Source organism: Streptomyces sp. NPDC002790 (assembly GCF_040295505.1).
GTDB lineage: Bacteria > Actinomycetota > Actinomycetes > Streptomycetales > Streptomycetaceae > Streptomyces.
This window is the reverse complement of sequence record NZ_JBEOVM010000092.1, coordinates 1-26,255: the sequence shown is the minus strand read 5'-3', so window position 1 is coordinate 26,255 and position 26,255 is coordinate 1. Positions and strand designations below refer to the sequence as shown.

The window sequence follows — 26,255 nt, the reverse complement described above, 5'->3', positions numbered from 1 at the left end:
GGGCCCCCCCCCCTCGCCGGCCCCCCCCCCCCCCCCCCCCCCCCCGGGGTCCGGGGCGGAGCCCCGTGGCGTAGGAACGGCTCCCGGTCACCCCCGGAGCGTGGCGCCACCATCGACGTACAGGTCCTGCATCGTGATGTGCCGGGCCCGGTCGGACGCGAGGAAGGCAACCGCCTCCGCGACGTCCTCGGGATCGGCGATGCGCCCGAGAGGAATACCCGTGCGGTGGACCGCAAGATCCCCCTCGATGACGGACCGCGCACCCGCCTCCACGTCCCCTCCGGGCGCCGCCTCCCACATGCCACGCTGCATGTCGGTGAGCGTCGACCCGGGACACACGTTGTTGCACCGCACCCCGTGCGCGGCGACCTCGAGGCCAAGGCATTTGGTGAACATCGCGGTGGCCGCCTTCGACGCGGCGTACGCCGCCATGCCGTGCCGCGGAATGCCGGCGGCGTTGGACGCGACGGTGACGATGCTGCCGCGCCCCCGCCCGGTCATCCGGCGTGCGGCCGCACGGGAGACGTGCATGACGCCGTTGGTGTTGACTCCGAAGCAGGCCGCCCAGTCCTCGTCGGTGAGGTCCACGACGGGTGAACCGCGCAGGATTCCGGCGACGTTGACGGCGATGTCGAGGGGGCCGAGGGTGTCCTCGGCGTCGGCGACGAGCGCCTCGACGGCCGCCGCGTCGGTGACATCGAGGGCACGGCCGACGACCTGCCCTTCGGCGTAGGGGGCGACCGCCTTCTCGACGGCTTCGGCGTCCAGGTCCGTGGCGAGCACACGCGCGCCGCGACCGGCGAGCGCGGCGACGACCGCCTCGCCGATCCCCCGGCCCGCCCCCGTGACGAGGGCGAGCCGGCCGGCCAGGTCCTGACCAGATATCGCGGGAATCACTTGGCGAGCGCCCCCTTGATGTCGTCGAGGACGGTCTGCGCGGCGAGCGGGCCGCCCGAGCTGTTCCACGCCGAGCCGTCGATGACGACGACGTGGCTGTCCTTCTCGGCCTTCAACTTGCCGAAGTTGGTGACCTTCTGGGCCTCTGCGTAGGCCTTCTTGCTGTCGTCCTCGCTGCCGAGGGCGCCGAAGAACATCCAGTCACCGTCGATCGTCGCGAGCTTCTCCAGGGAGACCGGCTCGCTGTGGCCGGAGCTCGCGCCCTGCTGGTCCTTGGGGCGGTCCATGCCGAGCGCCTTGAGCGTCGAGCCGACGTGGCCCTCGCCCTTGCCGACGACGGAGGGCGCGCCGTCCTGCCAGCGGATGACGGAGACGGACTTGCCCGCGTTGTCGCCGAGCTTCTTCTTGGTGTCGGCGACCTGCGTGTCGAAGTCGGCGAGCCACTTCTCGGCGTCGGACTTCTTGTTGAGGGCGTCCGCGGTGTCGGTGAAGGCGGTCTTCCAGTTCTCGTTGAGCTTCGCGGTGACGACGGTCGGCGCGATCTCCTGGAGCTTGTCGACGGTCTTCTTCGCGCCGGTCGTCTCGTCGAGGAGGATCAGGTCGGGCTGGAGCGCGGCGAGCTTCTCCATGTCGGCCTCGGCGACGGAGGCGACGACCTGAGCCTTGGACGCCTTGTCGGCGAGGTACGACGACACGCCCTTCTGGCCGCGGCCCGCGGTGGTGCCGACCGGCTCGATGCCCAGGGCGAGCGCCGCGTCGAGGGTCGGCTCGCTGAGCGCGACGACCTTCTTGGGGTCGCTCGGCACCTTGACCTTGCGGCCCTGGGCGTCGGTGAGCTGCCGTGTCTTCGACGCGGATCCGGCCTTCGCGGCGTTGTCGGCGTCGTCTCCGCCGTCACTGCCGCAGGCACTCAGGAGCAGGGCGCCGGCGGCGGCGACGGCCGGTATGAGGGCGGCGCGGCGGAATCTCGGGGAGGACATGTGCGTAGGGCTCCTTAGGGCGATGAGATGAGAGAGGTGGTGCGTGGGGGGAAGTCGGGGGCGCCGTGCTAGGCGGGGGCGGTTCCGAGCAGTCGGACCAGCGAGTCGGCGAGGGCGACGTGCCAACAGGCGTAGTCGTGCCCGCCGTTAAACTCGTTGCGGGTGACCTGGTAGCGGGCCGAGTGCAGCGTGTCGTAGAGCGTGCGGCAGTGGTCGACCATCGGGCCCTCGTGCAGCCCGGCGTCGACGTGGACGGTGATCGGCGCGGGGTCGGTCTCCGCGTAGCGGGCGACGAGCCACGGCACACCGAAGATGTGTTTCTGCACCACACCCGGCGACAGGCTCGGCCGCCACCACAGGGAGGGCGACTGGGCGACAACATGGCCGAAACGGTCCGGTCGCAGCCGTCCCGCGTGCAGGGCGGCGAGTCCGCCGAGACTCTGTCCCGCGATGACCGTGCGCGCCGGGTCCGTGGCGAGGGGCCAGCGGCCCGCAGCCCACGGCAGCAGCTCGTCCGCGAGGAACTCCACGAAGGCGTCCCGCGCGCCGAGTTCACGGTTGCGGGTGTCCCGGTCGACGGCGTCCGGCGCGAGCACGGCCAGCGGCGGCAGCTGCCCGTCGGCGATCAGCGCGTCGAGGGTGTGCTGCAGGCCGACGCGGCCGAACCACATGTCGCCGTCGCAGAGCACGAGGACGGGCATCCGCTCCGTGTCACCGCGAGAACCGTCGCCTCGAGAACCGGGCGGCAGATACACCCATACGTCGCGTTCGCTGCTTGCGTCACGTTCACCGCCCAGCGCCGCGGCGCCGACCCGGTGCCGTTCGACGCGCCCGGCGGGCACGGTGCCGCGCCGCTCGGTCCAGGCCGGGGCGGGAGCCTCGGGCAGGGCGAAGACGGAGCTGTCGCCGGCGCCCCACCGGGTGGGGAGGCGGCGGGGGTTGAGCGGGTCGTGCGCCGCGTGGACGGCGAGGGAACGCAGCCGGGCCTGCAGTACCTCGGCGTCCTCGGGCGGCTCCTTCGCCGAGACGTCGGCGGCGATCCGGTACGAGGCGCGGTGGTCCGCGCGCAGCCGCAGGCCGAAGTGCCAGATGTCGGTGCCGGGGATCCGCTCCATGAGGGAGCCCGCGAGGTGGGCGCGGTCGCCGAGGTGGCTGACCATGAGCAGCACCTGCCGGGTGGCGCGGTGGCCGCGCCACAGGAAGGTGACCGCCCGGTGGTCGGGTTCGCCGTCGAGCTCCTCGACGAACGGCGTGCCGCGGACGGCGGCCTCGCGCCAGAACTCCGCGGCGATGTGCGCACGCTGAGCGTCGTCGGCCGCGGCGATGCGCTCCTTGAGGCGCGCGACGCGGACACCGGTGACGCGGTCCGGCCGGTGGTCCGGCAGGGCGGCAACGGACTGGACGCTCATGTCTCCTCGTTCCTGGCTTTTCTGTCGACGTAATTGTTAGCAGATGAAGTTAGGTTAGCCTAAGCTAATCACATGCCCGCAGGAATACGACTCCGCCCCGGCGGAACACGACAACTCCCGGCCACCGAGCCGCGAAGCCGCCCACCCCGCACCGCGGGACTGCTGATCGGCCTGGCGCTGCTCGTCGCCGCGGCCGCCCTCTCGCTCGCGGTGGGCACCGAACACCTCGCGCTCGGCCAGGTGTGGAGCGGGCTCTTCTCGCCGAACGGGTCCGCGAACGACAACATCGTTCGTGAACTGCGGCTGCCTCGAACGCTCATCGGCATCGCCGTGGGCGCGGCGCTCGGGCTCGCGGGCGGCGTGATGCAGGTACTGACCCGCAACCCCCTCGCCGACCCCGGGCTGCTCGGGGTGAACGCGGGCTCCTCGGCCGCCGTCGTCACCGCGATCAGTGTGTTCGGCATCACGTCGTTCACGGGATACCTGTGGTTCGCGCTGCTCGGCGCCGCCGTCGCCGCCATCGTCGTCAACGCCCTGGGCGGCACCCGCTCGGCGACGCCGGTGCGCCTCGCGCTCGCCGGCACGGCCGTCAACGCGGCCCTGTTCGGCTACGTCAACGGCTTGCAGCAGTGGGACCTGAGCACGCTCGACTCGATGCGCTTCTGGTCCGTCGGCACGCTGGAGAAGCGGGACCCCGAACTCCTGCTCACCGCCCTGCCGTTGCTGATCGCCGGTGCGCTCCTCGCGTTCGCGCTCGCCCGGCCGCTCGGCTCCCTGTCGCTCGGCGAGGACCACGCCCGCGCGCTCGGCACCTCCGTGCGGCGCACCCGGGTCCTGTCGATCGTGGCCATCACGCTGCTGTGCGGCAGCGCCACCGCCGTGTGCGGGCCGATCGGCTTCATCGGCCTGATGATCCCGCACGCGGTCCGCGCGTTCACGGGCCCCGACCCGCGGTGGATGCTGCCCTTCTGCGCGCTCTTCGCGCCCACTCTGCTGCTCGTGGCGGATGTCATCGGCCGGGTCGTGGTGGCGCCGTCGGAGATCCAGGCGGACATCGTCACGTCGTTCATCGGCGGGCTCATCTTCGTCCACCTCGTACGTCAGCGGAAGGTGGCCCAGCTGTGACCATGGCGTCCTCGTTGAAGAAGCAGGAACCCCCGGCCTTCAAGGCCGAGTTGCGCCGCGGGAGGCTGCGGGCGGGCCGGTTCTCGGTCCGCTTCGACCCGCGTACGGTGCTCGTCTGCCTGGCGCTGATCGTCGTCACGGCATGCCTGGTGGTGCTGTCCGTCGGCACCGGCACGTACGAGCTGTCGCCGATGGAGGTGCTGCGGACGTTCGCGGGGAACGGGCCGCCGGGCGCCGAGTTCATCGTGCTCGACCTGCGGCTGCCGCGCGCCGTCGTGGCGGTTCTCGTCGGCTTCGGGACGGGCATGGCGGGCGCCGTCTTCCAGTCGCTCACCCGCAATCCGCTGGGCAGCCCGGACATCATCGGGTTCGGCAACGGCGCGTCGGCGGGGGCGCTCGTCGCGATCATCTTCTTCAACGCGGGGGCCGCGCAGACCGCCCTCGGCGCACTCGTCGGCGGCTTCGCCACGGCCACGGCCGTCTATCTGCTCGCCTGGCGCCGCGGCGTGCACGGCTACCGGCTCGTACTCGTCGGCATCGGGGTCTCCGCGGTGCTCGGGGCGGCGACGAGCTTCCTCTACATCCGCGCCGACATCGGCAAGGCGGCCCAGGCCGCGAGCTGGACGATCGGCTCGCTCAACGACCGCGGCTGGACCGAGGCCAGGACGGCCGCGCTCGGCCTGATCGCCTGCGTCCCCGTGGTCATGGTGTTCGGACGCCGCCTCACGATGCTGGAGATGGGCGACGACACGGCGGGCGCCCTCGGTGTGCCGCCGGAGCGCAGCCGCCTGATCCTGCTGTGCGCGGGCACGGGACTGACCGCGATGGCGGTCGCCGCGGCGGGCCCCATCCCGTTCCTCGCCATGGCCTCCCCCCAACTGGCCCGCCGCGTCACCCGCGCCGCGGGACCGAACGTCGTGCCCTCAGCGTGGATGGGCGCCCTTCTTGTGACGGCCGCCGATCTGCTGACGCAGCGGGTGACCGGTTCGGCGCTGATGCCGGTGGGCGTGGTGACGGGCGTGGCGGGCGGACTGTTCCTGGCGTGGCTGCTGCTGCGGGAGCGCAGGGCGCAGCACGTCTGACCGAACCCGTACGACGCCGCCCCCGCCATGTGTGACGTGGCGGGGGCGGCGTCGTACGCAAGGTGGGTCAGGCCGGCGTGCCGGCCGCTTCCTTGGCGGGTTCCTTCGGGCGTCCGCTGTTCCACAGGCGGGCGTACGCGCCGTCCGCCGCGAGGAGTTCGGCGTGCGGGCCGTACTCGACGGGCCGTCCCGCGTCCATCACCAGGACACGGTCGCAGCGGGCGGCCGTCGTCAGGCGGTGGGCGACCAGCAGGGCCGTCTTGTCGCGGGCCGCCTTGAACATGCCGTCGAGCACGGCGCTCTCCGTGCCGGCGTCGAGCATCGCGGTGGCCTCGTCGAGCAGCAGCACGTCCGGGTCGACGAGCGCCACCCGTGCCAGGGCGACGAGTTGGCGCTCGCTGGCCGACAGATTGCCGCCGGCCTGGCGCACGGCGTGCCGGAAGCCTCCTGGCAGCCGGGCGATGGTCGCGGTGGCACCCACCGCGTCGGCCGCCGCGGCGACCTCGGCATCGCTCGCGTCGGGGCGGCCGTAGCGGATGTTCTCCGCGATGTCGCCCTCGAACAGATGGGCCTCCTGCGGGACGATGCCGACCCGCTGCCGGTAGCCCGCGAGTTCGTAGCGGCCGATGTCGACCCCGTCGAGCCGCACCGTCCCGGACCCCGGGTCGTAGAACCGCGCGAGGAGTTTCACCAGGGTCGACTTGCCCGCCCCGGTGGCCCCCACGACGGCGACGCTCTTCCCGGCCTCCAGCGTGAGGTCATCGACGGTGACGGTGTCCTCGGCCGCCCCTTCGTAGCGGAAGGTCACGTCCCGCAGCGCGATGTGCCCGGTGAACCGCCCGGAGACCGCGACGGGTTCGGCGACGGTGCGCTGCGAGGGCTCGGTGCCGAGGAGTTGGGTGACCTTGCGCACGCTGGTGCGGGTCTGCAGATACGCGTCGTAGATGTTCGACAGCTGCTGGATCGGCCCGTAGAACTGCCCCAGCAGCAGCAGGAAGGCGGCGAGTACACCGGTCGTGACCGTGCCGTTCGCGACGAGGTATCCGCCTGCCAGCACGACGAGGGCCATCGACAGCTCCGAGCAGAACGCCAGGAACGGGAAGTACAGCGAGATGTACCGCTGCCCCTTCACCTGGATCAGCCGGTTCAGGTTCGACAGGGAGCTGAAGTGCTTGGCCGTGCTGTTCTGCTTGCCGTGGGACTGGGCGACGCGCAGACCCGCGACGTTCTCCCGCAGCGAGCTGTTGACCTTGCCGAGCTGGTCGCGCGCCTCGTTGTACGCACTCGAACTCAGGCGCCGGAAGACCGGTGTGATCAGGGCGATGACCGGGAACGGCGCGAGCGCGGCGAGTGCGAGCCGCCAGTCGAGGACGAACATGGCGACGGCGATGCCGCCCATCGTCAGGACGCTCACCATGCCCTGCACCATGCCCTGTTGCAGGAACTTCGACAGGGAGTCGATGTCCACGGTCATCCGGGTGAGCAGGCTGCCCGCGCTCTCCTTCTCGTAGTGGTCGAGCCCGAGCAGGTTGAGGTGCCGGTAGCTGCGCAGCCGGAGCCCGTACTGGACGGACTCGGAGGCGCGGGCGCTGGTCAGGGTCTGGTACGTGTAGACGAACCAGTTGGCCGCGCACAGCGCGAGGGCGATGCCCGCGATCCACCAGACCGTGCTCATGGTTTTGGGCGAGATGCCCTCGTCGATGCCGCGCTGGAGCAGGACCGGTACGAGCACGCGGGCCAGCGCGTCGAAGGCGATCAGGGCGAGGGCGACGGTGAGCAGTCCTCGCACCGGGCTCAGAATCGCGCGCAACGTGGGCGGGGTCTGCCGGGCGACGTCCGCGAGCACGTTCGGCGGGATCTCGGCGAACCGGTCGCGGGGCGCCGGGGCCTCGGGCCTGCTCTCGGCTTCCCGTTCGGGCCACAACTCGGCCGGTGTGCGGGCCGTGCGCGCGTCGATCTCATCGGTGTCGCCCGCGAGCAACTCCTGGAAGACGACGCTGCGTTCGGCGAGTTCGGCGTACGTACCGCTGTCGGCGACGCGACCGTCGTCGAGCACCACGATCCGGTCGGCGAGCTCCAGGGTGGAGCGGCGCCGGGCGATGAGCACGGTGACGCGGTCGCCGCCGACGTAGCTCTCCAGGGCGCGGTGGATGGCGGCCTCGGTCGTGGCGTCGACGGCGGAGGTCGCGTCGTCGACGATCAGCACCTGCGGCCGCTTCAGCAACGCCCGTGCCAGTGCCAGGCGTTGGCGCTGGCCTCCGGAGAGGTTCTGGCCGCGCTCGGTCAGCTCGGTGTCGTAGCCGGCGGGCAGGGCGGTGATGAACGCGTGCGCGCCCGCCGCCTCGGCCGCGGTGACGATCTCCTCGTCGGTGGCGTCCTCGTGCCCGTAGGCGATGTTCTCGCGGACGCTGCGCGCGAAGAGGAAGGGCTCCTCGAAGACGACGCCGACGTGCGAGCGCAGCGATTCCAGACGCAGGTTGCGGATGTCGGTGCGGCCGTCGGCGGTACCCAGGGCGACGGTTCCGGAGGTGGCGTCGTAGAACCTCGGGATGAGCAGCGACAGTGTCGACTTGCCCGATCCGGAGGGGCCGACGACGGCGACGGTCTCCCCGGCGCCGACGCGCAGGGAGACGTCGCTCAGGACCGGGTCGTCGTGCGTGTAACCGAAGCCGACGTTCTCGAACACCAACTCCGTGGGCGCGTCGGCGAGTTCACTGTCGCCGTCGTGGATCTCGGGCCGCGAGTCGATGAGCTCGAAGATGCGCTCGGCGGAGGCGCGGGTGCGCTGGGCGATCACCAGGTACGAGGCGAACACGCGGGTGGGGCCGGTGAGCATCGTCAGATAGGCGGCGAAGGCGATGAACGTGCCGATGTCGATACGGGCGTCCATGACCATGCTGCCGCCGTACACCAGCACGGCGATCTGGCCGAGGACGGGCAGCGCGAGCATGGTCGCGCCGGGCGCGGCGTGCACGCGCATCATCCGCATACGGCGGCCGAAGAGGCCCCGGGTGGCCCTGTCGAGCCAGCGGATCTCCCGCTCCTCCTGGCCGAAGCCCTTGACGACGCGGACGCCGTCGATGGCCTCCTTGATGTGCTCGGTCACCTCGGCCGCGTCGTTGGCGGCCCGCGCGGAGGTCTCGAAGACCCGGCGCCTGGTCCACATCGCGACGGCGCCGAGCGCGAGGACCACGAGCACGGTGACGACGGTCAGCCGGGGCGAGAGCCAGAGCATCGCGGCGATGCCGAAGAGGTAGTACGTGACGACCGTGAGCGGCACCGGAAGCATGGTCAGCATCTGCTGGATCTGCTGGAGGTCGCTGTTGGTGCGGGAGATGACCTGCCCGGTGCGCAGCTTGTCCTGGCCGGGACCGTCGAGCCGCTGGATGCTGTTGAACACGTCCTCGCGCAGGCTGTGCTGCACGTCGAGGGCGAGCTTTCCGCCGGTGAAGCGGCGTACGTAGTTGCCGACGAAGTCGATCGCGGCGATGAGCGCGAGTCCGGCGGCGACCCAGCCGATGCCGCTGCTGTCACCGGCGACGGCCTGGTTGACGCCGTCCTTGGTGAGGAGCGGGCCGAGGGTCACCAGGACGATGCTCAGGATGGAGGAGAAGACGATCGCGGCCATGAGCCGCCTTCGGCTCAGGCAGATGCCCATCAGGCGCCGCAGCCAGCCGGGTCCTGTCGTGGGGAACAGTGAATTCGGCATGTCTCCTCAGACGTCCTCGAGTGCGGGTGCGGCCGTCGGACCGGGGCGGAAGCCCGACCCGACGAGGTCGGCGAGGCGCCTGGCGACGACGGTCGGCGGGTCCTGCGCGCGCATCTCGTCGCGTACGGCGTCGGCGGCGGTTTGCAGCGAGGCGTCGGTCAGCAGCCGGTCGATGTCCTCCTTGACGAGGCCGTGCTCGCCCGGCACGAAACCGCAGCCGCGCTCCTCGACGGTCCGCGCGTTGACGGGCCGGTCGGCGCCCTGGCCGAAGACGATCTGCGGGACCCCCGAGGACAGCGCGGTGAGCGTGTTGCCCGCTCCGCCGTGGTGGATGAATCCGGCGGCGCGGCCGAGCAGCGGCCCCGCCGGGATCCAGGACACGAGGCGAACGTTGTCGGGCAGTTCTTCGATCTCCTGCTGCCCGTGCACACCGAGCGAGAGCACGAACTCCGCCTCCGATTCATGGGCGGACTCGACGACCCACTTGACCAGGTCGATGCCGTCGACCATCGGCTTGAGGGTGCCGAGGCTGACGACGATGCGGGGCCGTCCGGAGTCGGTGCTCCACCAGTCCTCCAGGACGGTGCCGCCGTTGTAGGGGACGTACCGCATCGACCACAGGTCCGGCTCGTCGAGGACCTTCATGCTGGGCGGGGCGACGTCCAGCCACAGCAGGTCCGGCTGCGGCGCGGCCACGCCGTGCCGGGCGTAGGCCTCGTCCATGGACCTGGTCACGCCCTCGACGTGCCAGCGCTGATGACCGAAGCCGACGGTCTGCATGACGACGGGCAGGTCGTACTTGGCCGCCACCAGCGGACCCGCGACCCCGAGCGGCGGGTAGATCACGAGGTCCGGCCGCCACATGCCGGCGAAGTCGACCAGCGCGTCGGCCATTTCGTCGCCGAAGAAGGAGAACCTTCCCATCTTGGTGCCCATGTTGAGCCGCTTGCGGCGGCCCTCCCCCTGCCGGTACTCGGCCTCCGAGTCCAGGTCCGGCGCGGCGTCGAAGCCGACGAGACCGGCCTCGGCGACGCGCTTGGTGAAGTCCCCGGCGCTGGCCACTACGACGTCGTGCCCTTCGGCGCGGAAGGCCTGCGCCAGCGACAGGACCGGATACAGCAGTCCGTAGAGCGGAGGGCCGACGAACAGCACACGCATAAACAACTCCCGTGTTCTTAGGTTAGGCTTACCTAAGTTCGTATCACAAGTTTCTTGGAGGCTCGGACACACGATGGGGAACATGACTTCGTCCGCGGAACCCGAAAGTCCGCATCTGGCCCGGCTGTTGGGCGAGGTGCGGACGCACGGGCCGGAAGCGCTGGATCGGTTTTGGCGAGAACTCGCCCATACCGGGAGCCCGTTGATCGAACCCGTCCAGGACGCGTCGGGAGTACGCCTGGTCACGGTGGTGTGGCGCGAGGACAGGCCCGTCGAGGGGGTCTACCTCCTGGCCAACCGCATCACCGACAAACACCGCTTCCGCGCGGGCATGATGCGCCGCCTCGACGGCACCGACGTCTGGTACGTCAGCCTGCGGCTGCCGTTGGGGCTGCGCTGCGGCTACCGCATCCACCCCTTCGGCACCGACGATCCCCACATGACGCCGGACGGACCGCGCAGCGGCGCCTCCCGTGGGCTGCCGGACGACCGCATGGACCCGCTGAACCGGTATGCGGACGGCCCGTTCGGCTCACTGATCGAGCTCGACGGGGCGCCCTCACTTGCGGAGTGGCCCGCCTGCTCGCCCTCCGACGCGGGCCGCGGCGAGGCCTTCGACTTCGCTGCCGCCGACGGATCGGTGTATCGCGTACGGCAGTTCGTCCCGGAGCTCTGCGACACCGGTCCCCCGCCGGGGCTGCTCGTCGTGTTCGACGGCGAGCGGTGGTTCGACCGGTACGGCATCACGGCCGCGGTCACCGCCGCCGCCGAGGCGGGCCGGATCCCGCCCATGGCCGTCGTCGGGATCGAGGCGGGGGCCGATCCGGCGGCCCGCATGCGGCAGCTCGGCGCCGATCCGCGCTTCATCGACATGCTCGCCGACGAGCTGCTGCCCGCCGTGACGAAGGACGTGCCCGGACCCCGGCACACCGTGCTGAGCGGACAGAGTCTCGGCGGCCTGACCGCCCTCGCGGCCGCCCTGCGCCGCCCCGACACCTTCGGCACGGTGCTCGCCCACTCGGCCTCCACCTGGTGGCGCCCCGGCATGACGGCACGCCCGGGACCGTCCGCCGATGGGGCGGAGACCTGGCTGTACGAACAGGCCGCCGCGGCACCGGTCGGTGACGTCCGCGTCCGCATGGACGTCGGTTCCAACGAGGGCACGATGCTCGACGACCTGTACCGGCTGCACACACTGATGGCGGACCGCGGGTTCGACGTCTCCCTCAACGTCTACGAGGGCGGCCACGATCACTCCTGCTGGGCGGCCGCCCTCATCGACGGCCTCGCAGAGGAGTACGCGCCGCACGCGTTCACGACGTCACATCGGTGACCCTTCACCGTTGGCCGAAACCGGAGTTGGGCTGCCGCAGGACGGCGACCTGACGGGGCGCGAGGACCAACTCGTCACCGGGAGGACCGACGAGGACCTCGCCGGTCAGGCCCGGCAGCGGCACCCGCTCGTCGCTCCGGTTGACCAGGAAGACGTAGCGGTGCTCGGCGTCGCGCCGCACGACCTCCTCGACCAACCCACGGGCCTGCTCCGGGAGTTCACTGCGCACCCCGGCGGGCGCGAGCAGCTCGGGCAGCAGCACAGCGAGGCCGTCGACGCCGAGGCGGGTGGAGACGTACGCCGCCGAACCGCGGCCGGTGCCGCGCCGGGTGACGGCCGGGCGGGACGCGTACGTGCCGGTCCGGTAGCCGGCGAGCACCTCGACGTCCGTGCCGGTGACGGAGATCCGGTCGGTCCACAGGCTGCCGGTGGTGCCGTTGTCCAGGTCGACGGTGTCCCCGTCGAGGAGCGGCCCGAACTCCTCGATACGGATGCCGAGGACGTCACGCAGCGCGCCCGGATAGCCGCCGAGCCACACGTGGTCGTTCTCGTCGACGATCGCGGAGAAGTACGTGGTGACGAGGTGGCCGCCACCCTCGACGTACCGGGTGAGTTCCTTGGCGAGCGGCTGCGGCACCACGTGCAGGACGGACGCGATGACGACGTCGTACGCGGACAGGTCGGTGTGGTGTGCGGGCACCACGTCGGCGCGGATGCCGAGGCGCAGCAGCGCCGAGTACCAGTCGAGGGCCTCGCGGTGGTAGTCGAGGCGGGAGGTGGGGTGGGAGTCCTGCTCGCCGGCCCACCACGAGTCCCAGTCGAAGAGGATCGCCACGCGAGCGGTTTCGCGCCCGCTGCCCGCGATCGGGGCGAGCGCCTCAAGCGTGCCGCCCAACTCGACGACGGAGCGGAAGAGTTCACTGTCGGCCCCGGCGTGCGGGAGCATCGCCGAGTGGTACTTCTCGGCGCCCGCAGCCGACTGCCGCCACTGGAAGAAGCAGACGGCGTCGGCGCCGTGCGCGACGTGCAGCAGCGAGTCGCGGGCCAACTCCCCCGGCCTCTTCGGCAGGTTGACGGGCTGCCAGTTCACGGCGCTGGTGGAGTGCTCCATCAGGAACCAGGGCCGGTGGCCCGCGATGCCGCTGGTGAGGTTGGCGGAGAAGGAGAGCTCGTCGCGGTCCTGCGGACCGGGGATGACGTAGTGGTCGTTGGCGACGAAGTCCACCTCGCCCGCCCAGTCCGCGTAGTCCATTCCCTTGGTGCCCGGCATCACCATGAAGTTGGTGGTGACGGGCGTGTCCGGGGTCAGCTCCCGCAGGATCGCGCGCTCGGCCAGCAGATGGTTCTTGAGCGCGTCGGAGGAGAACCGTTTGAAGTCGAGCTGCTGCGTCGGGTTGGGGTGCGAGGCGGCGAGCCGCGGCGGCAGGAGCTGCTCCCAGTCGCTGTAGCGCTGGGACCAGAACGCCGTGCCCCAGGCGTCGTTGAGGGCGTCGAGCGTGGTGTAGCGGCGGCGCAGCCAGAGCCGGAAGGCGCGGGCCGCGTCGTCGGAGTGGTCGTAGACGTTGTGGCAGCCCAGCTCGTTGTTGACGTGCCAGGCGACCAGGGCGGGGTGGTCGGCGTACCGGGACGCGAGCCTGCGGACCAGCGCGAGTGCGTGCTCGCGGAAGACGGGCGACGTGGGCCGCCAGTGCTGGCGGGCGCCCGGCCACAGCGTCTCGCCGCTCGCGGTCACCGGCAGGATCTCCGGGTGCGCGGCGGTCAGCCACGGTGGCGGCGACGCGGTGGCGGTGGCCAGGTCGACACCGATGCCGCCCGCGTGCAGCAGGTCCATGATCTCGTCGAGCCAGCCGAAGTCCCAGGTGTCGGCCGTGGGCTGGAGCCGCGCCCAGGAGAAGATGGCGAGGGACACGACGTTCACCCCGGCCTCGCGCATCAGCCGGATGTCGTCCGCCCACACCTCCCGCGACCACTGCTCGGGGTTGTAGTCGGCTCCGTAGCCGAGGCGCCGGGCGCCGTCCGAGCTCTGCGCGTACGGGAATCGGGAGGCGAGGGGGGCGACCATGAATGTCCTTCCAGACATGCGGAGTTGAAGCAGCGCGCGCTACTTGGTGACGGTGAAGCCCTGCTCGGTGCCGTACTTGACGGACGCGTCCTGCCAGGACTTCAGCCCGGCCGTGAGCTTGGTCGGGGACACGTACGCCTTGCCGACGGTGTCGTTGAAGATCGAGTTGGCGTACACCTGGAACGGCAGGTACTTCCAGTCGGTGGGCACGCTCTTCGCGGACTCTGCGAAGATCTTGTTGGCCTTCTGGCCGCCGAAGTAGGGGAACTCGGTGTTCTGGAACGACGACGAGTTCAGGTCCTTCGTCGTCGCGGGGAACGCGCCGTTCTTGATGCGGGTTTGCACGCCCGCGCCGGAGTTGGCGTACTCGACGAAGGCGTAGGCGAGTTCCTTGTTCTTGCCGAGCTCGGGCAGTGCGAGCGAACTGCCGCCGTTCTCCGAGCTCGCGTTCGCGCCCTTCTCCCACTGCGGCATGGGGGCGACACGCCAGTCGCCGGACGCGCCCTTCACGCCGGACGCGAAGTTGGCGGGCATCCAGGCGCCGGTGGGCAGCGTGGCGATGGTGCCGTCGCCGAGGCCCTTGTACCAGTCGTCGGTCCAGCCGGTGACGGGCGAGACGAGCTTGTCGTCGATCAGCTTCTGCCAGGTGGCGGTGTACTTCTTCGCGCCCGCGTCGGTGAAGTCGATGCCGACCTTGGTGCCGTCGACCTTGTACGGGTGCGAACCGGACTGCCACAGCAGGCTGGTGGTCAGGCCCGCGTCGCCGGCGTCGCTGGTGATGTACGCCTTCGGGTTCGCCTTGTGCAGCTTGCGGGCGGCCTCGACGTACTCGTCCCAGGTCGTCGGGACGGCGATCTTGTACTTGTCGAAGACCTTCTTGTTGTAGAAGAGCGCCATCGGGCCCGAGTCCATGGGCAGTCCGTAGACACCGCCACCGTCGCCGGACTTCACCGAGTTCCACGGCCCCGGCGAGTACGAGTCCGCCAGCTTCTCGGCGCCGTAGGCCTTGAGGTCGGTGATCTGCTTGGTCAAGGCGTACTGACCGAGGGCGTAGTACTCGATCTGCGCGACGTCCGGGACGCCCTTCTTCGCCGAGATCGCGTTCGACAGGGCCTTGTACTGGTCGTTATTGGTGCCCGCGTTGACCAGCTTGACGTCGACCTTCGGGTACTTCTTCTCGAAGTCGGCGGCGACCTGCTTGAGGGTGGGCTCCCACGCCCACACGGTGACGGTGCCGCCCTTCTTCAGGGCGGACCGAAGGTCGGCCGACCCGACCTTCTTGTCGGCGGAGCCGCCGTCGTCGGAGCCGCCGCAGGCGGTGGCCCCGAGGGCGAGGGCGCAGAGGAGACCTATGCCGCGCAGGACGCGGCGGGAGTGCTGGGGCAACTGGCGCATGGCGATGGCTTCCACTTCTTCGTGGTCCTACGGAGGGTGTGCAGGGTGCGAACTGCGGTGCCGCGCCTACTCCTTGACGCTTCCGGCGGAGAGACCCGACTGCCAGTACTTCTGGAGCAGCAGGAACGCGGCGATCAGCGGCACGATGGTGAGCAGCGAGCCGGTGAGCACGAGATGGGGGATGGCCTCGCCGCCGGCCGTCTGCGCCTGCTTGTTCCAGGAGTCGAGGCCTAGCGTGAGCGGATACCAGTCGGGGTCCTTCAGCATGATCAGCGGCAGGAAGTAGTTGTTCCAGGTCGCGACGGTGGTGAAGAGCAGCACGGTGACGGTGCCGGGCGCGAGCAGCGGCAGGGCGACCCGGAAGAAGGTGCGCAGCTCGCTCGCACCGTCGATGCGGGCGGCCTCCATCAGCTCGGTGGGGATCGCCTCGGTGGCGAACACCCACATCAGATACAGGCCGAACGGCGAGACCAGCGACGGGATGACGACGGCCCACGGGGTGTCGGTGAGCCCCATCTCGCTGAACATCAGGAACGTGGGGACGGCGAGCGCCGTGCCGGGCACCGCGACCGCTCCGATGACGACGGCGAACACGGCACGCTTGCCCGGGAAGGCGAACTTGGCGAGCGCGTACCCGCCGAGGACCGCGAGGAAGGTGGCGCCGCCCGCGCCCACCACCACGTACAGGAGGGTGTTGAGGAGCCAGCGGCCGAAGACGCCGTCCTGGTACGTGAAGGTGGCGCCGATGTTGTGCCAGAGGTCGAAGTCCGAGTCGAACCAGAGGCCGAACGAACGGGCCAGCCCTTGCTGGGACTTGGTGGCGCTGATCAGGAGCCACACCAGCGGCAGCAGGCTGTAGACGAGGACGATGCCGGTGAGCACGGTCAGCAGGACGCTGCGCCGGGAGCGCCCGGACCTCGCCCGGCGGCGCGGTGAACGCAGGCGCGGGGCGGCGGACCCCCGCGAGGTACTCGGCCGGACGGGCCCGGTGGTGGTGGTCATCGCGCTCACGCTCCCTTGCGCATGCCGCGCAGCTGGACCACGTAGGCGACGATCATCGTGATCACGCCCATGACGATGGCGACCGTCGCGGAGTAGTTCTGCTGCTGGCCCGCGAAGGACAGCGAGTACGTGTAGTAGTTCGGCGTGTAGTCGGTGGTGATGGCGTTCGGCGCGAGCTTCTGGAGGATGGCGGGCTCGTTGAAGAGCTGGAAGCTGCCGATGATCGAGAAGATCGTGGCGATGACGAGGGCGCCGCGGATCGCCGGGAGCTTGATGGCGGTGATGACGCGCCACTGCCCGGCGCCGTCGATCTCGGCCGCCTCGTACAGGGAGTGCGGTACGACGCGCAGCGCGGCGAAGAAGATCAGCATGTTGTAGCCGACGAACTCCCAGGTCACGATGTTGCCGAGGGATGCGAGGACCAGGTCGGCGGAGAGCGGGTCGGGCATCTTCGTGCCGAACGCGTCGCCCAGGTCGCCGACCAGTCCGTAGCGGGTGCCGTACATGAAGCCCCACATGAGGGTCGCGACGACGGCGGGGACCGCGTAGGGCAGGAAGACGGTGATCCGGAAGAAGTCCTTGCCGTAGAGGCGGCCGCTGTCGATCGCGAGGGCGACGAGCAGGGCGATGCCCAGCATGACCGGCACCTGGATCAGCAGGAACAGGCCGACGCGGGCGACGCCCTCCCAGAACTGGCCGTCCTGGAGGGCCTGTTGGTAGTTGTCGAGGCCTACGAAGGTGGTGCCGCCGATGAGTTGCGTACGGAACAGGCTCAGGTAGACGGAGTAGGCGAGCGGCGCGAGGAAGACCAGTGCGAAGACGAGCACGAAGGGGCCGATGAACCCCCAGCCCGTCCACGAGCGGCGCCGCCTCAAGGCGACCGGCGGTTGCAGCGTGGTCATCTCGCCCCTCACTGGTCCATGCGTCATGGTCCATGCGTCACGGTCCCCGATGTTTGCGTAAACATCCCTGGCCGCAAGGGGCTCGACAGCTGTTATGTTTGCGTAAACATTCGGTGGCGGCATGTCTACACTGCACCGAGGACGAGGGTCAAGAGTCGGTGAGGGAGACGGTGACAACCAAGGAGAACGCCCCGCGGCGCGGCAGGGGTCGTACACAGAACGCGTCGATGGCCGACGTCGCCCGGGTCGCGGGTGTCTCGTCCCAGACGGTCTCCCGCGTCTCGAACGGCTTCCCCGGCGTCAACGAGGAGACCCGCGAGCGGGTCCGCGCCGCGATGAAGGAGCTCGGCTACCGCCCCAACAGTGCGGCGCGGGCGCTGAAGCGGGGCGACTTCCGCACCATCGGCGTCATCACGTTCACGCTGTCCACGACGGGCAACATGCGCACGCTGGAGGCGATCGCCACCTCGGCCGCGCAGGAGGGTTACGCGGTCACGCTGCTGCCGGTCGCGGTGCCCACGCAGGACGAGGTGCGCGGCGCGTTCTCCCGCCTCGGTGAGCTGGCGGTGGACGCCGTCATCGTCATCATGGAGGTCCACCTGCTCGACTCGGCGCGCCTGTCGCTGCCGCCGCACGTCAAGGTCGTGGTCGCGGACTCGGACGCCGGCGACCGTTACGCGGTGGTGGACACGGACCAGGCGGGCGGCACCCGCGACGCGGTGCGCCACCTCCTCGACCTCGGCCACCGCACGGTCTGGCACCTGGCGGGGCCCTCCGAGTCGTACGCCGCCCAGCGCCGAACGGACGCCTGGCGTGCGGCACTTGAGGCCGCGGGCCGCGCCGTCCCGCCGCTGGCACGGGGCGACTGGTCGGCCGAGTCCGGCTACCGTGCGGGCCTGCGCCTCGCCGAACAGGCCGACTGCACCGCGGTGTTCGCGGCGAACGACCAGATGGCGCTCGGCCTGCTGCGGGCCCTGGAGGAACGCGGCCGCAAGGTCCCCGAGGACGTCTCGGTCATCGGCTTCGACGACATCCCGGACTCGGGCTCGTACCAGCCCCCGCTCACCACGGTCCACCAGGACTTCGCCGAGGTCGGCCGGCGCTGTGTGGAGAGCGCGCTGCGCCAGGTACGCGAGAGCGAGACGGAACACGGCACGACGCTGGTGCCGACGCGGCTGGTGGTGCGGGAGAGCACAGGGGCGGCACGGCGGGGGTGACCTCCGGCAGGCACGTCAGACAGTGACGCCGAGCCCCTCCACCACGACCGCGCCCGGCAGCTCGGACAGCGCCTTGCCCGGCACGATCAGCTTGCCGCGGCGGGTGCCGCTGCCGATGAGGACGTGCGGGAGGTCGACGACGGCGGCGTCCACGAGGACCGGCCAGTCGGCGGGCAGGCCGATCGGGGTGATGCCGCCGTACTCCATGCCGGTCTCACCGGTGGCGCGGCCCATCGGGGCGAACGAGGCCTTGCGGGCGCCGAGTTGGCGCCGCACCGCCCCATTGACGTCGACCTTCGTCGCGGACAGCACGACGCAGGCCGCGAGGGTGGTCTCGCCACCGCGCTTGCCCGCGACGACGACGCAGTTCGCGGACGTGGCGAGCAGGTCGGGGCCGTAGTGCTCGACAAACGTCGCCGTGTCGGCCCACTCGGGGTCGGTGTCGACGTGGATCAGGTCCTGCGCGGGCACGGTGCCGCGCCAGTTCCGGACGGCGTCGGCGACGGGCCGGGTGAGCAGGTCGAGGGCCTCGGGGGCGGCGAGTACGTGGTCGAAGGTGCCGATGGGTGCGCGCATGGCGGCACGCTAACAGCCGCCGCGCGCCCGGCCGCCGGGTGTCTCAACGTACGAAAGGCACCGACACAGCCATGATCATCTCCACGTCCCCGGTCCCGTCGTTTCGGTAGGAGTGCGGGCTGCTCGCCTCGAACGAGACGCTCGCACCCTCGGGCACTACATGCGCGGCCCCGTCCACGACGAGGGTCAGTTCACCCGCCGTGACATGGACCAGTTCGACCGTTCCCTGCGGGTGCGGGTCGGAGTCGCTGCCGTCACCGGGCACGAGGTGCCAGTCCCACATCTCCAGCGGGCCCTCGGACTCGGTTCCGGCGAGCAGCCGGTTGTAGCTGCCGGCCTCCGTGTGCCACAGGCGCACGGCCTGATCCTCCGTCACGATGCGGACGTCGGGGCCCTGTTCGTAGTCGAGCAGCGTGGTGATGCTGACGCCGAGCGCGTCGCCGATCTTGACGACGGTGCCGATGCTGGGGTTCGTGCGAGCCTGCTCGATCTGGATGAGCATGCCGCGGCTGACGCCCGCGCGGGCGGCGAGCGCGTCGAGCGTGAAGCCGCGCTCGGACCGCCAGTGCTTGACGTTGCGCGCGAGCGCCTGATTCAGGAGATCGAGATCCGCCACGTTCCGTCCAGAGTCGGGGCCCAGCAGCCTGGGGAACCTTTGGACCAATATTTTAGACGACAGTGTTCAGTGCAGTGGCGTCGGCAGGGCTTGATAGTTCAAGCCCCGCGCCGGGCGAATCAATTCAAGCCCGTGCGGCGGGCGAGCAAATCAAGCCCCTGCGGCGATTGAGCAGCGGGGTGCGGGGCGGAGCCCCGGTCTTTGGGCCGGTGCCGCGGAACCATTGCCTCGGGCGTCGACCACGGCACCCGCCCCGGCCACGCCACCCGCCCCGGTCAGACGCGGTAGCGGCGGAGCGCCGGGACGGTGAAGGCCAGGAGGAGCATCGCCAGGACCACCAGGAGGCCGCCCCCGGCGACCGCCGGCTGCGCGCCGAAGGCGGAGCCGCCCGAGCCGTGGAGAACGTCCGCAAGCCGGGGGCCGCCCGCGACGACGACCGTGAACACGCCCTGCATACGGCCCCGCATCTCGTCCGTCGCGGCGGAGAGCAGGATCGCCCCGCGGAACACCATGGACACCATGTCGGCGATTCCGGCCACGGCGAGGAAGACGACCGCCCACCACAGGCTCCCGCTCAGCCCGAACCCGGCGATGGCGAGGCCCCACGCGACGATCGCCCCGATCACCATCCACCCGTGCCGCTTCGCCCGCGAGAACGTGCCGGAGAAGAGGCCCCCGAGCACCGCGCCGATGGGGATCGCCGCGAACAGCAGCCCCAGCGCGAGCCCCTCCCCGTACGGCGCGTACGTCTCCGCGGCGAGCTGCGGGAACAGGGCACGCGGCATGCCGAACACCATCGCGATGATGTCCGCGAGGAAGGACAGCAGCAGCACCTTGTGCGTGGACATGTACCGGAAGCCGTCGACGATCTCGCGCACGCCCGCCCGCTTCTTCACCGACGCGACGAGCGGCGGCAGGGACGGCAGCCGGTACACCGCCCACACGGTGACGCACAGCGCGACGGCGTCGATCAGGTACAGCTCCGGCAGCCCGATCACCGGGATGAGCACACCGGCGAGGAGCGGGCCGACGACCTGGCCGGTCTGCATGACCGTCGAGCCGAGCGCGTTGGCCGCGGCCAGTTGGCTCTCGGGCACGAGCCGCGCGATGGACGCGTTGCGGGCCGGTGCGTTGAGGCCCCAGAACGCCTGCTGCATCGCGAGCAGCACCATCAGCACGGCCACCGAGTTCAGCCCGGATATCGCCTGCAGCCAGAAGAGGACCGAGGTCACCGCGATGCCGCTGTTGGTGACAAGGAGCAGCTTGCGCCGGTCCATGTGGTCGGCGATCGCCCCGCCCCACAGCGCGAACACCACGAGCGGCACGAGCCCCGCCATGCTCGCGGCACCGACCCAGGCCGAGGACCCGGTGATGTCGAAGATCTGCTTGGGCACGGCGACCGCCGTGAGCTGGCTGCCGACGGCCGTGACGATGGTCGACGACCACAGGCGGCGGTAGGCGGGGATGCGCAGGGGCCGGGTGTCCATGGCCCATCGGCGCCAGCCGCGTGGCGTGGCCTCCGCCGCCGTCTTCTCCTCGGCGGCCCTGCTGTCGTCGCTCGTCTCGCTCGTGTCCACGGCTTCCCTGATTGCTCGCTACATCTATCTGGTCCGGTGGTCAGTGTCCCAGGCTTCGTCCGTCAGTTCGGACAGAGCGAGCAGTTGGTCCGGCGTGACCCCTTCGGGGATCGCCCGCGGCGCCGGGGTCCTGAGCGGCGGCTGCCAGCCGGACTCCGCGTCCCAACTCCGTACGACGCGTGCGGGCGCGCCCGCGACCACGGCGTGGTCGGGTACGTCGCCGCGCACCACGGCCCCGGCCGCGACCACCACGTTCCGGCCGAGGCGGGCGCCCGGCAGGATCACGGCGCCGGTGCCGATCCAGCAGCCGGGGCCGATCTCGACCGGTTCCATCCGGGGCCACTGCTTGCCGATGGGCTCGTGCGGATCGTCGTACGAGTGGTTGGTGGAGGTGATGTAGACGTACGGGCCCATGTAGACGTCGCTGCCGATCCGCACCGTCGTATCGGCGATGACATGGCTGCCGCGGCCGATCACGACGCCGTCGCCGAGGGTCAGGATCGGGTCCTGGCCGAGGTCCAGATCCGGCATCAGGCCCGCGGTCAGGGTCACTTGCTCCCCGATGATGCAGTGCGCGCCCAGCCGGATCCACGGCTCGCCGAACACCGTGCCCTGGGGGAACGCGAGCTTCGTGCCGTGCCCGATCGCGCCGAACCGGTGCCCGCCGGACTGCCGTGCGGTGACCGCGCCCTTGCGCTGCACCCAGCGCCATCCGGCCTGTACGAGCCGGTGTCCCGGCCCACCCTTGTCGTTCCGCTGTTTCGGCACGGCGTCACGTTACCCACGCGTATCGTCCGCCCCCACCTCGCCGACCTGTGATCTTCACCCCACAGGTACCTTTCCCTTGGCGCGACGTATGCAGGACACACACCGCACGACACGTACGACACGTAGGGAGCACAGACCTCATGTCCCACGAGGCACTCGTCACCGGCATCGGCGACAAGGAACCGAAGGTGGACCCGGAGGCGTTCACCGCCCCGACGTCCGTGGTGGTCGGCGACGTCACGCTGAGCGCGGGCGCGAGCCTCTGGTACGGGGCGGTGCTGCGGGCCGAGTTCGAGCCGATCACGCTCGGCGCCGACAGCAACATCCAGGACAACTGCACGGTGCACGTGGACCTCGGGTTCCCGGCGACGATCGGCGAGCGGGTCTCCGTCGGCCACAACGCGGTGCTGCACGGCTGCACGATCGAGGACGACGTCCTGATCGGGATGGGGGCGACCGTGCTCAACGGCGCGGTGATCGGGGCGGGTTCGCTGGTCGCGGCGCAGGCGTTGGTGCCGCAGGGGATGGTGGTTCCGCCCGGATCACTGGTCGCCGGTGTTCCCGCGAAGGTGCGGAGGGAGCTTTCCGCGGAGGAGCGGGAGATGGTGACGCTGAACGGGACGCATTATGTGGAGCTGGCGAAGGTGCATCGGGCGGCGCACCAGTAGCGCTGACCTGCGGCGGGGTTGCGGTCGCGGGGCTCTGCCCCGGACCCCGCTGGCTCTCGTCCGACGGCGGGGCTTGAAAAGACCCGGCGTCGCCACCGCCGCAGGGGCTTGAATCAAGCGGATTGCGGCTCGGTCGCCGTTTCCTTCGCCTCGTGGTCCGCCACCATCTTCGCTGCACGGCGCTTCACGAAGAGCATGGAGCCCAGGCCGATCAGGACGGCCACGCCGAGGCCCACGTAGGAGAACCTCTTGAGCCAGTCCTCCGCGACCACGCCGACGTAGTAGATGACGGCCGTCGTGCCGCCGGCCCAGACGACGCCGCCCAGGACGTTCGCGATGAGGAACTTCCAGTACGGCATGTGCAGGACGCCCGCGAGCGGTCCGGCGAAGATGCGGAGCAGGGCGATGAAGCGGCCGAAGAAGACGGCCCACATGCCCCACTTCTCGAAGGACCGCTCGGCGGTGCCGACATGTCCGGGGCCGAAGTGCTTGGGGAACTTGCGGCCCATTTTGGCGAGCAGCGGGCGCCCGCCCTTGCGGCCGATCGCGTACCCGATGGAGTCACCGACGACGGCGCCCGCGCTGGCGCAGGCCCCGAGGATGAACGGGTTGACATCGCCGTGCTGCGAGGAGAGCAGGGCCGCGGAGACGAGCACGATCTCGCCGGGCAGCGGGATGCCGAGGCTCTCGACGCCGATCACCCCGGCCACCAGGGCATAGACGGCGACCGCCGGAATCGTGTCGAGCCATGCCTGGACGTGCATCGACGTCGCCTCCCGTACCCACCAAAGTTGCCCTGTGCCCGGCGCGCGCTCCCCTCCGGTACGCGCACGCCGGGCAGCCTACCTGCTCCCTATGACGCCGCCGCGTCCCACAAGGTGCAGTGCTGCACGCGATGAACGTCCGTGGGGAGTGTGATCCCGCGCACACTGGAGGGCCTCAGGTGGTGGGGCGCGGCGTTCAGCTGTTGGGGCGCAGCGTCCAGAGAACCGTCATCTCGCCGGTCACGGCGCCGTCCTCACGTGTGATCGCGATGCTCACCGGGAACTCGGGGCGCTCGCCCGCGTCGAGTTCGGCGACGACGTCGGCGACCGGACGGCCGAGCGTCGCGGTGGCGGTGACCGGGCCCATCGCCAGCTTCTTGTACGCGATGTCGGCACTCACGGCGAGCGGCACCGCGCGCGAGAGCTGGTCGCCGAAGGCGGCGAGGACGATGGCGCCGCTCGCGGACTCGCCGAGCGTGAACATCGCTCCGGCGTGCGGTCCGCCGACGTGGTTGTGGTAGTCGGCCTGGTCGGGCAGCGAGACGACCGCCTTCTCCGGCGTGGTCTCGTGGAACTCGAGGTTCAGGGTGCGGGCCATCGGCACCGTGGCGGCGAGCATCTCGCCGATGGACATCTGATCTGCGGTCATGCCCGAATGTTACCCGTCGGTAGCAAGCTTGACCATCCCTCCGAGTGCGTGCGAGCAACTGGGATATATCAGGCATCTGCCGACCAATCGCCCGATGCCCGGGGAAGCGGTTTGTCGATTCAGTGGCATGGCGGCGATAGTCCCTCCGTGACCTCTGCCGCCGCCCCCGACCCGAAGCCTCGACGCCTGCGCCCCGCGTGGGCCGGACGGAACTACACGCTGCTCTCCGTCTCGGCGGTCGTCACGACTCTGGGGGCGCACGGCGCGCTGATCGCCTCGGCGTTCGCCGTGCTCGACGCGGGCGGCGACGGTGGCGACGTGGGCCTGGTGGCCGCGTCCCGCACGCTGTTCCTCGTGGTCTTCCTGCTCGTCGGCGGCGCGGTCGCCGACCGGCTGCCGCGGCACCACGTGATGGTCGCGGCGAACGCTCTCAACTTCCTCTCCCAGGGCGCCTTCGCGCTGCTCGTCCTCCAGGGCGATCCGAAGCTGTGGCAGATGATGGCGCTCAGCGCGCTCGGCGGGACGGGGCAGGCGTTCTTCAACCCGGCGGCCGAGGGCATGCTGATGGCCTCCGTCTCCGGGGAGCAGGCAAGCCGCGCCTTCGCGCTGTTCCGGATGGGGATGTCCGGGGCGGGGGTGGGCGGCGCCGCGCTCGGCGGGGCGATGGTCGCGGCGCTCGGGCCCGGCTGGGTGCTCGCCGTGGACGCGGTGGCGTTCCTGGTCGCGGGCGGGCTGCGGATGTTCCTCCAGGTGCGCGACATACCGCCGCGGGAGCCGGGCAGCGGACTGCTCGCCGATATGCGGGACGGGTGGCGCGAGGTCATCGGCCGGCCGTGGCTGTGGACGATCGTCGCCCAGTTCGCGGTCGTGGTCGCGGTGGTGGGCGCGGCCGAGGCGGTGTTCGGGCCGCTGGTGGCGCGCGACGAACTGGGCGGGGCCGGGCCCTGGGGCATCGCGCTCGGCGCGTTCGGCGTGGGCACGATCCTCGGCGGACTGCTGATGATGCGGTGGAAGCCGCAGCGGCTGCTGTTCGCGGCGACGCTCTCCGTCTTCTCGCTCGCCCTGCCGTCGGCGGCGCTCGCGGTGCCCGTACCGCTCGGCTGGCTGGTCGCCGTGATGTTCGTCAGCGGCGTCACCATCGAGATCTTCGGCGTCTCCTGGATCACCGCGCTGCACCAGGAGATCCCCGAGGAGAAACTCTCCCGCGTCTCGGCCTACGACTGGTTCGGCTCGGTCGCGATGGTGCCGCTGGCCACCGCGCTCGCAGGACCCGCGGAGTCGGCCTTCGGACGGACGGCCTCGCTGTGGGGGTGCGCGGCACTCGTCGTCGTGGCGACGTCCGCGGTGCTGTTCGTGCCGGACGTACGGCACCTGAAGCGGCGCGGGACGACGGGGCCCAAGGCCTCCGGGAGCCCCGCGGCGGACCCGGTCACCCCACGCTGAACGAGCCGCCCGGTGGCTCCGGCGACGGCACCGCGTCCGCGTCGGCGACCGGTTTCGTGGCGCCGACGAAGCGGCGCAGCGCGGCGCCGTGCTCCACCCGCGCGGGGAACGCGTCGCGGGCGGTGCGCCGAGCCAGCTCCGCCACCTCCAGCTCTTCGCGCGAGGCGAGCAGCACGGCGTTGCCGAACCGCCGCCCCCGCAGCACCGCCGGCTCGGCGATGAGCGCGACATGCGGGAACACGGCCGCGAAAGTGGCCAGTTGGGACCGCAGGAACGAGAAGGGCGCGCCGTCCGCGAGATTGGCCGCGTACGTCCCGCCGGGCCGCAGCACGCGCGCCGCCTCACGCGCGTAGGCCAGTGTCGTCAGGTGCGCGGGCACCCGTGAGCCGCCGAACACGTCCCCCACGAGCACGTCCACGCACGCCTCGGGAGCCGCCTCCAGCCAGGTCCGCGCGTCGCCGCCGTGCACCACGATGCCCGCGCCGTCCGGCACCGGCAGATGTTCGGCGACCATCTCGAGCAGCCCCCGGTCCGCTTCGACGACGTCCTGCCGCGAGCCGGGCCGGGTGGCGGCGACGTACCGAGGCAGGGTCAGCGCGCCGCCGCCCAGGTGCAGGACGTCGAGCGGCGCGCTCTCGTCGCCGAGGCAGTCGAGGACGTGGCCGAGCCGGCGCGCGTACTCGAACTCCAGGTGGGCGGGCTCGTCCAGGTCGACGTACGACTGGGGCGAGCCGTCCACCGTGAGCAACCAGGCCCGCGCCCGGTCGACGTCGGGCAGCAGCTTGGCGGTGCCGTGGTCGACGTCGCGGGTGACGGGTATCGGCTCGGGTGCGTTCACGCCCCTATTTAAGCCCCTGCGGCGTTTGAGCAGCGGGGTCCGGGGCAGAGCCCCGGCCTTTTCGGCCCGACCCCGGCCCCCGCTC

22 protein-coding genes are annotated in these 26,255 nt (G+C 71.0%); 6 read left to right on the top strand and 16 right to left on the bottom strand.

The genetic code is table 11. The features are described from left to right. Positions 1 to 87: 87 nt before the first annotated feature. The 3 genes from ABT004_RS28555 to fes all read right to left on the bottom strand — a co-directional run bounded on the left by ABT004_RS28555 (position 88) and on the right by fes (position 3,286). A complete protein-coding gene (locus tag ABT004_RS28555) occupies positions 88 to 897 on the bottom strand; it encodes a 2,3-dihydro-2,3-dihydroxybenzoate dehydrogenase (RefSeq protein ID WP_351342408.1) in 810 nt (269 codons plus the stop codon). Then, complete coding sequence (locus ABT004_RS28550) at positions 894 to 1,877, bottom strand: ABC transporter substrate-binding protein (protein WP_351342406.1); 984 nt, start codon at positions 1,875 to 1,877, stop codon at positions 894 to 896. The genes ABT004_RS28555 and ABT004_RS28550 overlap by 4 nt, the downstream gene beginning before the upstream one ends. 68 nt (positions 1,878 to 1,945) lie before the next feature. Beyond that, on the bottom strand, positions 1,946 to 3,286 hold the full coding sequence (gene fes / locus ABT004_RS28545) for an enterochelin esterase (protein ID WP_351342404.1): 1,341 nt from the start codon (positions 3,284 to 3,286) through the stop codon (positions 1,946 to 1,948). Between the two features lie 72 nt (positions 3,287 to 3,358). Between fes and ABT004_RS28540 the strand changes: the two genes are divergently transcribed. Together ABT004_RS28540 and ABT004_RS28535 are read left to right on the top strand one after the other, a co-directional pair. Next, on the top strand, positions 3,359 to 4,411 hold the full coding sequence (locus ABT004_RS28540) for a FecCD family ABC transporter permease (protein ID WP_351342403.1): 1,053 nt from the start codon (positions 3,359 to 3,361) through the stop codon (positions 4,409 to 4,411). 2 nt (positions 4,412 to 4,413) lie between these two features. Next, positions 4,414 to 5,493 carry a FecCD family ABC transporter permease gene (locus ABT004_RS28535; RefSeq protein ID WP_351342412.1) on the top strand — a complete coding sequence of 360 codons (1,080 nt, stop codon included), beginning with the start codon at positions 4,414 to 4,416 and terminating at the stop codon, positions 5,491 to 5,493. A 67-nt stretch (positions 5,494 to 5,560) separates the two neighbouring features. On the opposite strand, the gene ABT004_RS28530 is transcribed toward ABT004_RS28535, so the two are convergent. Then, positions 5,561 to 9,202 (bottom strand): ABC transporter ATP-binding protein, encoded by a 3,642-nt coding sequence (locus tag ABT004_RS28530; protein WP_351342401.1) that lies wholly within the window; start codon positions 9,200 to 9,202, stop codon positions 5,561 to 5,563. 6 nt (positions 9,203 to 9,208) lie between these two features. Further along, positions 9,209 to 10,360 carry a glycosyltransferase gene (locus ABT004_RS28525; RefSeq protein WP_351342399.1) on the bottom strand — a complete coding sequence of 384 codons (1,152 nt, stop codon included), beginning with the start codon at positions 10,358 to 10,360 and terminating at the stop codon, positions 9,209 to 9,211. 202 nt (positions 10,361 to 10,562) lie between these two features. Between ABT004_RS28525 and ABT004_RS28520 the strand changes: the two genes are divergently transcribed. Next, complete coding sequence (locus ABT004_RS28520; protein ID WP_351342397.1) at positions 10,563 to 11,693, top strand: alpha/beta hydrolase-fold protein; 1,131 nt, start codon at positions 10,563 to 10,565, stop codon at positions 11,691 to 11,693. Positions 11,694 to 11,697: 4 nt separating this feature from the next. Here the strand turns inward: ABT004_RS28520 and ABT004_RS28515 are convergent, their stop codons facing one another. The 4 genes from ABT004_RS28515 to ABT004_RS28500 all read right to left on the bottom strand — a co-directional run bounded on the left by ABT004_RS28515 (position 11,698) and on the right by ABT004_RS28500 (position 17,054). Beyond that, the gene (locus tag ABT004_RS28515) at positions 11,698 to 13,755 is read right to left on the bottom strand and encodes a beta-galactosidase (RefSeq protein WP_351342395.1); all 2,058 of its coding nucleotides are present in this window, start codon (positions 13,753 to 13,755) and stop codon (positions 11,698 to 11,700) included. 39 nt (positions 13,756 to 13,794) lie between these two features. After that, positions 13,795 to 15,141 carry an ABC transporter substrate-binding protein gene (locus ABT004_RS28510; protein ID WP_351342410.1) on the bottom strand — a complete coding sequence of 449 codons (1,347 nt, stop codon included), beginning with the start codon at positions 15,139 to 15,141 and terminating at the stop codon, positions 13,795 to 13,797. Positions 15,142 to 15,216: 75 nt separating this feature from the next. Then, positions 15,217 to 16,152, bottom strand: a complete 936-nt coding sequence (locus ABT004_RS28505) for a carbohydrate ABC transporter permease (RefSeq protein WP_351342393.1) — start codon at positions 16,150 to 16,152, stop codon at positions 15,217 to 15,219. A 5-nt stretch (positions 16,153 to 16,157) separates the two neighbouring features. Continuing rightward, on the bottom strand, positions 16,158 to 17,054 hold the full coding sequence (locus ABT004_RS28500; RefSeq protein ID WP_351342391.1) for a carbohydrate ABC transporter permease: 897 nt from the start codon (positions 17,052 to 17,054) through the stop codon (positions 16,158 to 16,160). 227 nt (positions 17,055 to 17,281) lie between these two features. On the opposite strand from ABT004_RS28500, the gene ABT004_RS28495 reads away from it, so the two are divergent. After that, positions 17,282 to 18,271: a LacI family DNA-binding transcriptional regulator gene (locus ABT004_RS28495; RefSeq protein WP_351342389.1), complete on the top strand. Its 990-nt coding sequence runs from the start codon at positions 17,282 to 17,284 to the stop codon at positions 18,269 to 18,271. Between the two features lie 15 nt (positions 18,272 to 18,286). Here the strand turns inward: ABT004_RS28495 and ABT004_RS28490 are convergent, their stop codons facing one another. The 4 genes from ABT004_RS28490 to ABT004_RS28475 all read right to left on the bottom strand — a co-directional run bounded on the left by ABT004_RS28490 (position 18,287) and on the right by ABT004_RS28475 (position 21,808). Then, complete coding sequence (locus ABT004_RS28490; RefSeq protein ID WP_351342387.1) at positions 18,287 to 18,847, bottom strand: YbaK/EbsC family protein; 561 nt, start codon at positions 18,845 to 18,847, stop codon at positions 18,287 to 18,289. 43 nt (positions 18,848 to 18,890) lie between these two features. After that, on the bottom strand, positions 18,891 to 19,463 hold the full coding sequence (locus ABT004_RS28485; RefSeq protein ID WP_351342385.1) for a helix-turn-helix domain-containing protein: 573 nt from the start codon (positions 19,461 to 19,463) through the stop codon (positions 18,891 to 18,893). 275 nt (positions 19,464 to 19,738) lie between these two features. After that, positions 19,739 to 21,040, bottom strand: coding sequence for an MFS transporter (locus ABT004_RS28480; protein WP_351342383.1), 1,302 nt, complete (start codon positions 21,038 to 21,040; stop codon positions 19,739 to 19,741). A gap of 24 nt (positions 21,041 to 21,064) precedes the next feature. Then, the gene (locus ABT004_RS28475) at positions 21,065 to 21,808 is read right to left on the bottom strand and encodes an acyltransferase (RefSeq protein ID WP_351342382.1); all 744 of its coding nucleotides are present in this window, start codon (positions 21,806 to 21,808) and stop codon (positions 21,065 to 21,067) included. Positions 21,809 to 21,948: 140 nt separating this feature from the next. Between ABT004_RS28475 and ABT004_RS28470 the strand changes: the two genes are divergently transcribed. After that, complete coding sequence (locus tag ABT004_RS28470) at positions 21,949 to 22,476, top strand: gamma carbonic anhydrase family protein (RefSeq protein WP_351342380.1); 528 nt, start codon at positions 21,949 to 21,951, stop codon at positions 22,474 to 22,476. Between the two features lie 113 nt (positions 22,477 to 22,589). Here the strand turns inward: ABT004_RS28470 and ABT004_RS28465 are convergent, their stop codons facing one another. Together ABT004_RS28465 and ABT004_RS28460 are read right to left on the bottom strand one after the other, a co-directional pair. Further along, positions 22,590 to 23,240 (bottom strand): DedA family protein, encoded by a 651-nt coding sequence (locus ABT004_RS28465; RefSeq protein WP_351342378.1) that lies wholly within the window; start codon positions 23,238 to 23,240, stop codon positions 22,590 to 22,592. A gap of 196 nt (positions 23,241 to 23,436) precedes the next feature. Beyond that, positions 23,437 to 23,889 carry a DUF4442 domain-containing protein gene (locus ABT004_RS28460; protein WP_351342376.1) on the bottom strand — a complete coding sequence of 151 codons (453 nt, stop codon included), beginning with the start codon at positions 23,887 to 23,889 and terminating at the stop codon, positions 23,437 to 23,439. 147 nt (positions 23,890 to 24,036) lie between these two features. Between ABT004_RS28460 and ABT004_RS28455 the strand changes: the two genes are divergently transcribed. Continuing rightward, positions 24,037 to 25,332, top strand: coding sequence for an MFS transporter (locus tag ABT004_RS28455; RefSeq protein ID WP_351342374.1), 1,296 nt, complete (start codon positions 24,037 to 24,039; stop codon positions 25,330 to 25,332). On the opposite strand, the gene ABT004_RS28450 is transcribed toward ABT004_RS28455, so the two are convergent. Beyond that, positions 25,319 to 26,170, bottom strand: coding sequence for a spermidine synthase (locus ABT004_RS28450; RefSeq protein WP_351342372.1), 852 nt, complete (start codon positions 26,168 to 26,170; stop codon positions 25,319 to 25,321). The two genes, ABT004_RS28455 and ABT004_RS28450, sit on opposite strands and share 14 nt — an antisense overlap. Positions 26,171 to 26,255: the final 85 nt, after the last annotated feature.

What these genes read in the sequence shown, in the direction of transcription:
- ABT004_RS28550 (WP_351342406.1), bottom strand. Translation starts at nt 1,877, where the DNA reads ATGTCCTCCCCGAGATTCCGCCGCGCCGCCCTCATACCGGCCGTCGCC.
- fes (WP_351342404.1), bottom strand. Translation starts at nt 3,286, where the DNA reads ATGAGCGTCCAGTCCGTTGCCGCCCTGCCGGACCACCGGCCGGACCGC.
- ABT004_RS28540 (WP_351342403.1), top strand. Translation starts at nt 3,359, where the DNA reads ATGCCCGCAGGAATACGACTCCGCCCCGGCGGAACACGACAACTCCCG.
- ABT004_RS28535 (WP_351342412.1), top strand. Translation starts at nt 4,414, where the DNA reads ATGGCGTCCTCGTTGAAGAAGCAGGAACCCCCGGCCTTCAAGGCCGAG.
- ABT004_RS28530 (WP_351342401.1), bottom strand. Translation starts at nt 9,202, where the DNA reads ATGCCGAATTCACTGTTCCCCACGACAGGACCCGGCTGGCTGCGGCGC.
- ABT004_RS28525 (WP_351342399.1), bottom strand. Translation starts at nt 10,360, where the DNA reads ATGCGTGTGCTGTTCGTCGGCCCTCCGCTCTACGGACTGCTGTATCCG.
- ABT004_RS28515 (WP_351342395.1), bottom strand. Translation starts at nt 13,755, where the DNA reads ATGGTCGCCCCCCTCGCCTCCCGATTCCCGTACGCGCAGAGCTCGGAC.
- ABT004_RS28505 (WP_351342393.1), bottom strand. Translation starts at nt 16,152, where the DNA reads ATGACCACCACCACCGGGCCCGTCCGGCCGAGTACCTCGCGGGGGTCC.
- ABT004_RS28500 (WP_351342391.1), bottom strand. Translation starts at nt 17,054, where the DNA reads ATGACCACGCTGCAACCGCCGGTCGCCTTGAGGCGGCGCCGCTCGTGG.
- ABT004_RS28495 (WP_351342389.1), top strand. Translation starts at nt 17,282, where the DNA reads ATGGCCGACGTCGCCCGGGTCGCGGGTGTCTCGTCCCAGACGGTCTCC.
- ABT004_RS28490 (WP_351342387.1), bottom strand. Translation starts at nt 18,847, where the DNA reads ATGCGCGCACCCATCGGCACCTTCGACCACGTACTCGCCGCCCCCGAG.
- ABT004_RS28470 (WP_351342380.1), top strand. Translation starts at nt 21,949, where the DNA reads ATGTCCCACGAGGCACTCGTCACCGGCATCGGCGACAAGGAACCGAAG.
- ABT004_RS28465 (WP_351342378.1), bottom strand. Translation starts at nt 23,240, where the DNA reads ATGCACGTCCAGGCATGGCTCGACACGATTCCGGCGGTCGCCGTCTAT.
- ABT004_RS28460 (WP_351342376.1), bottom strand. Translation starts at nt 23,889, where the DNA reads ATGACCGCAGATCAGATGTCCATCGGCGAGATGCTCGCCGCCACGGTG.